This is a genomic window from Actinoplanes sp. NPDC051633 (assembly GCF_040681735.1).
Lineage (GTDB): Bacteria > Actinomycetota > Actinomycetes > Mycobacteriales > Micromonosporaceae > Actinoplanes.
This window is the reverse complement of the sequence record NZ_JBFAZH010000565.1, coordinates 1-5,043: the sequence shown is the minus strand read 5'-3', so window position 1 is coordinate 5,043 and position 5,043 is coordinate 1. Positions and strand designations below refer to the sequence as shown.

Sequence of the window (5,043 nt, the reverse complement as noted above, 5' to 3'; positions counted from 1 at the left end):
GCGTACCCGGGCTCCCGGCCGAGGCGGGCCAGGCGCTTGTCCGCGTACCCCAGCATGTGATCGAGCTCCGCCTGCGGGAAGCGCTCCGCGCCGCGCACGTCCGTCGTGGCCGGCGCCGCGTCGACCAGGGCGGCGATGGCCGACTCGTCCAGCACCTGCGGCGAACGTGCCGGCCACCACCGCTCGTCGTCGAACAGCGGGAGCGGCTCCTGCGGGTCGGGCTCCTCCGGTGCGGGCGGCTTCCGCAACGATCGGTAGGCGGCCGCCCGAATCGTCGCGATCGCCGGCGCATCGTCGTCGGGCATCGGCGGCGCGAAGGGCGACAACAAGGCGACGACCAGCCCAGGATGCGGCAGCGTCGGATCCTCCAGCGCGATCACCCGGGCGCACATCTCCAGCTCCCACCAGCGCAGGGCGGCGGGCATCGGCAGCTGCGGCGCGGCCCAGCCCAGCTGGATCGGCTCGCTGGTGGCCGGCCCGCGCAGGCCCAGCGTGCGCTCCCCCGCGCGCAGATCGAGGTCGAGCACCAGGCCATAGCCGCCCGCGACCGGGAACGAGACGCGGAGCGCCTGCTCGAGCCGGGCGGCGCCGGTCCAGAACCCCGGGTTCTCGCTGAGCTCACTCAGCGCCGCGGAAACGGGCATGACGGCCATCCTGCCCGCTGCGGCCGGTCGCCGCCACGACCGATACCCTGGTCGTCCCATGTCTGTACTGAATTCGGCGCAGCGCAAGGCCGTTGCGGAGCTCCTGCGTGTCTCGCCCGTCTCCGACGAGCTGGGACGCAAGTTCGCCGACGCCGGGCACGAGTTGCACCTGGTCGGCGGGTCGGTGCGGGATGCGCTGCTCGGCCGGCTGGGCGACGATCTCGACTTCTGCACCGACGCCCGTCCGGAGCAGACGCTGGCGCTGGTCAAGGGCTGGGCCGACGCGATCTGGGAGACCGGCCGGGCGTTCGGCACGATCGGCGTACAGAAGAACGGTCTCCGCATCGAGATCACCACCTTCCGGGCCGAGGCCTACGACGGCGTGACGCGCAATCCGGCGGTGCAGTACGGCACGTCGCTGATGGAGGACCTGCAGCGGCGGGACTTCACGATCAACGCGATGGCGGTGTCGCTGCCGGGGCATGTCTTCACCGATCCGTACGGCGGCCTGGCCGACCTGGCGGCGGGCGTGATCAAGACGCCGGCCGCGCCGTCGCTGTCCTTCTCCGATGATCCACTTCGGATGCTGCGGGCGGCGCGGTTCGCGGCGAAGCTGCGGTTCACTGTGGACAAGTCGGTCATCGAAGCCATGACCGACATGGCCACTGATCTCGACCGAATCACGGCCGAGCGGGTGCGGGACGAGTTCACGAAGCTGCTCTGCGGCGCCGACCCGGTCGCCGGGCTGCGCCTGCTCGTCGACACGGGCCTGGCGGACCGCTTCATCCCGGAGATCAGCGGCCTCAAACTGGAGATCGACGAGCACGCGCAACACAAAGACGTCTACGAGCACACGCTGATCGTGGTGCAGAACGCGATCCGGCTCGAGGGCGACGCGGGCCCCGACTTCACGCTGCGGATGGCCGCGCTGATGCACGACATCGGCAAGCCGGCCACCAAGGACGTCGGCCGCGACGGCCGGGTCAGCTTCCACCACCACGAGGTGGTCGGCGCACGGATGACCAAACAGCGCATGAAGGCGATGCGCTACCCCAAGGACACGATCTCCGACGTGGTCGAGCTGGTCGCCCTCCACCTGCGCTTCTACGGGTACGGACGCGGCGAGTGGACCGACTCGGCGGTGCGCCGCTACGTGACCGACGCCGGCCCGCTGCTCTCCCGGCTGCACAAGCTGACCAGGTCGGACGTGACCACCCGCAACCGGCGCAAGGCGGCCCAGCTGGCCGCGGACTACGACGCGCTGGAGGACCGGATCGAACGGATCGCGGCCGAGGAGGACCTGGCCCGCGTGCGGCCGGACCTCGACGGCAACGCGATCATGGAGTTGCTGGGCGTGCCGCCGGGCCCGGTGGTCGGCCGGGCGTGGAAGCACCTGAAGGAGCTGCGGCTGGAGCGGGGCCCGCTCAGCCGCGACGAGGCCGAGGCCGAGCTGATGAAGTGGGCGCGGGACCAGGGACTTTAGATCTTTGTAGGTTACGAGCGCTCGAAATGCTGGACTGGCGGCCGCGCCGGCCAGGCGGTTGGTCACCCACCCTGCCCCGCCGCCGGGCTGTCCCGCGGGACAGTTCCGGCCGCGGGTTTCGGTCGTCGACCCTCTCGTCGCTCGGTTTTTGTCGTACCCCGCGGGCAGACTTGGCCCCATGGAAATGGTGCTGGAGTCGCCGATCGGCCCGCTCGGGGTGGTGCTCGACGGCGAGACCGTCGTCGGGGTGCGGTTCGGCTTCCGGGGCGAGGGCTCGCCCGGCGGGCACCCGGCGGTCGACGAGCTGCGGGAGTATTTCGCCGGGCGGCTGACCGACTTCTCCGTGCCGGTGGAGATGCGCGGGGGATCCGACTTCGAGCGGTCGGTGTGGGCCGAGATCGCCAAGGTTCCCTACGGCGAGATGATCACCTACGGCGAGATCGCCACGGCGCTGGGCGATCCGGGGCTGGCTCGAGCGGTCGGGACGGCCTGCAACCACAACCCCGTGCCGGTGATCGTGCCGTGTCACCGGGTGGTGGGGGCCGGCGGCAAGATGGTCGGCTTCGGCGGCGGGATCGACCGCAAGCGGCGGCTGCTCGAGCTGGAGGCCCGCGTGGCGCTGGAGCGGTCATGGGGCTGATTCCCGAGGTGACGACCGAGCGTCTGCGGTTGCGCCCGTTTCGGGCGGAGGACCTTCCGGCGCATCGGGCCGCCGTCGACGACGATCCCGAGGTGACGTGGGCGCACGTCCGTATCCCGCTCGCGGACAGCCTGCGGCGGTGGGCCGACAGGCTGGACGAGTGGGAGCGCAGCGACTTCGGCATGTGGATCGTCGAGGTGGCCGCGACCGGCCAGGTGATCGGGCACGCCGGCATCCAGCGTCTGGAGGGCACCGACGACGTCGAGCTGGCCTACTACCTGGGCCGGATGGCGTGGGGGCAGGGATACGCGACGGAGGCGGCGCTGGCCTGTCTGACGTACGGCTTCGAGACGATCAGGCTGCCGAGGATCGTGGCGACGGTCCGCACGGAGAATGCCGCCTCTCGCCACGTGCTGGAGAAGCTGGGTTTCCGCCACGAGCGCGACGGCATCTTCTACGGCGCGGAGGCTTCGTTGATGGTCCTGGACAGCAGTGGGTTCCCGGCGTGAGCGCCGTGCTGCGCCAACCACACAGCGTCCTCAGGGCTTGCAGGCGCCGGCCGCGGGCAGCGGAGCGATCGCCAGCGACGGCTCCGTACCGGTGAACGAGCCGACGATGCAGGCGCTGCCGGTCGAGGCGGCGAAGGCCGGGCCCGGCTCCACCACCGGGTCGCGCAGGCCTGCCCTGAGCAGGGCGGCCTCGACGGCGGCGGCCTGCAGGTTTCCCGAGGCGCCCAGCAGGGTCAGCTCCATCTGCAGCTGGCGCACACACGCCTCCGCGGCCGGGATCGCCGCCGCCGGGACCTCTCCGCGCCGCGGCACCGGGCTCGGCTGCAGTGCCTTGCGTCGTCGCTCCGCCGCGTCGTCGCTCGGCTGGGGAAGCGGCCCGTCGGGGAGGTCGGTCGGAAAGTCGAGGATGTCGTTGGGGTCGGCGCTTCGCGGCCGGGGCGGGCCGGCGTCGTTCGGGCCGGCACCGCGCGAGCGCTGCGGGGTGATGGTGCTTGGCGCCTCCCTGGTCACGGCCGCGGCGCAGCCTCGCATCGCCGTGCCGGGTGGGAGCGGGACCAGCGAGAAAGGCGCCGCCGGTGCCGGGGCGATCGACGCCTGCAAGGACACGACCGCTGTGGGCGTACCCGACGGGGTGTCGCCCTGGCCCGCACATGCCGCCACCGCGGCGCCGACGGCGAGTCCGCAGCAGGCCGCCGCCAGCAAACGCGCACGAGGGGCCGAACCGGAAGTGGTCCGACCCCTCGGGTGCATCACGCGCAGAGACTAGCGCTCGACCTCGCCGCGGATGAAGGCCTCCACGGCCTCCTTCGCGTCGTGGTCGTTGTACTGCTCCGGCGGGCTCTTCATGAAGTACGAGCTGGCGCTGAGGATCGGGCCGCCGATGCCGCGGTCCTTGGCGATCTTCGCGGCGCGGACCGCGTCGATGATCACGCCGGCCGAGTTCGGTGAGTCCCACACCTCGAGCTTGAGCTCGGCGTTCAGCGGCGTATCGCCGAAGCTGCGGCCCTCGAGCCGGATGTACGCCCACTTGCGGTCGTCCAGCCACGGCACGTGGTCGGACGGGCCGATGTGCACGTCGCTCTTCACCATCTCGTGCGGAATCTGGCTGGTCACCGACTGGGTCTTGGAGATCTTCTTCGACACCAGGCGCTTGCGCTCCAGCATGTTCATGAAGTCCATGTTCCCGCCGAAGTTGAGCTGGTACGTGCGCAGCAGCTCGACCCCACGGTCCTCGAAGAGCTTCGCCAGTGCCCGGTGCACGATCGTCGCGCCGACCTGGCTCTTGATGTCGTCACCGACGATCGGCAGCCCGGCGTCGGTGAACTTCTGCGCCCAGACCGGGTCCGACGCGATGAACACCGGCAGGGCGTTGACGAACGCGCAACCCGCGTCGATCGCCGCCTGGGCGTAGAACTTGTCGGCCTGCTCCGAGCCCACCGGCAGGTACGACACCACGACGTCCACCTGCGCGTCGCGCAGCGCCTGCACCACGTCGACCGGCTCGGCCGACGACTCCTCGATGATCTCCCGGTAGTACTCACCCAGACCGTCGAACGTCGGTCCACGCTGGACGGTCACACCGGTGGGCGGCACGTCGCACAGCGTGATGGTGTTGTTCTCGCTGGCGACGATCGCCTCGGCGAGGTCCATGCCGACCTTCTTGGCGTCCACATCGAACGCTGCGACGAACTTCACCTCGCTGACGTGGTAGTCGCCGAAGGTGACGTGCATGAGACCCGGAACGCGGTCGGTCGGGTCATCTTCGCG

6 protein-coding genes are annotated in these 5,043 nt (G+C 70.9%); 3 read left to right on the top strand and 3 right to left on the bottom strand.

Annotation, left to right across the window (positions count from 1 at the left end; genetic code table 11):
• The coding region (locus AB0M20_RS26695) for a hypothetical protein (protein WP_364302715.1) at window positions 1–644 on the bottom strand (644 nt) is incomplete at its 3' end.
• Between AB0M20_RS26695 and AB0M20_RS26690 the strand changes: the two genes are divergently transcribed.
• The 3 genes from AB0M20_RS26690 to AB0M20_RS26680 all read left to right on the top strand — a co-directional run bounded on the left by AB0M20_RS26690 (window position 643) and on the right by AB0M20_RS26680 (window position 3,276).
• Complete coding sequence (locus AB0M20_RS26690) at window positions 643–2,127, top strand: CCA tRNA nucleotidyltransferase (protein ID WP_364302713.1); 1,485 nt, start codon at window positions 643–645, stop codon at window positions 2,125–2,127. The two genes, AB0M20_RS26695 and AB0M20_RS26690, sit on opposite strands and share 2 nt — an antisense overlap.
• Before the next feature lie 178 nt (window positions 2,128–2,305).
• Entirely contained in the window at window positions 2,306–2,767 is a 462-nt protein-coding gene (locus AB0M20_RS26685; protein WP_364302711.1) for a methylated-DNA--[protein]-cysteine S-methyltransferase, read from the top strand.
• Window positions 2,758–3,276: a GNAT family N-acetyltransferase gene (locus tag AB0M20_RS26680; RefSeq protein ID WP_364302709.1), complete on the top strand. Its 519-nt coding sequence runs from the start codon at window positions 2,758–2,760 to the stop codon at window positions 3,274–3,276. Before AB0M20_RS26685 ends, AB0M20_RS26680 begins: the two co-directional genes overlap by 10 nt.
• A gap of 30 nt (window positions 3,277–3,306) precedes the next feature.
• Here AB0M20_RS26680 and AB0M20_RS26675 read toward each other — a convergent pair whose 3' ends face one another.
• A complete protein-coding gene (locus AB0M20_RS26675) occupies window positions 3,307–3,978 on the bottom strand; it encodes a hypothetical protein (RefSeq protein WP_364302707.1) in 672 nt (223 codons plus the stop codon).
• A gap of 60 nt (window positions 3,979–4,038) precedes the next feature.
• Window positions 4,039–5,043 (bottom strand): inositol-3-phosphate synthase (locus tag AB0M20_RS26670; protein WP_364302705.1); only part of this gene is annotated, 1,005 nt, incomplete at its 5' end.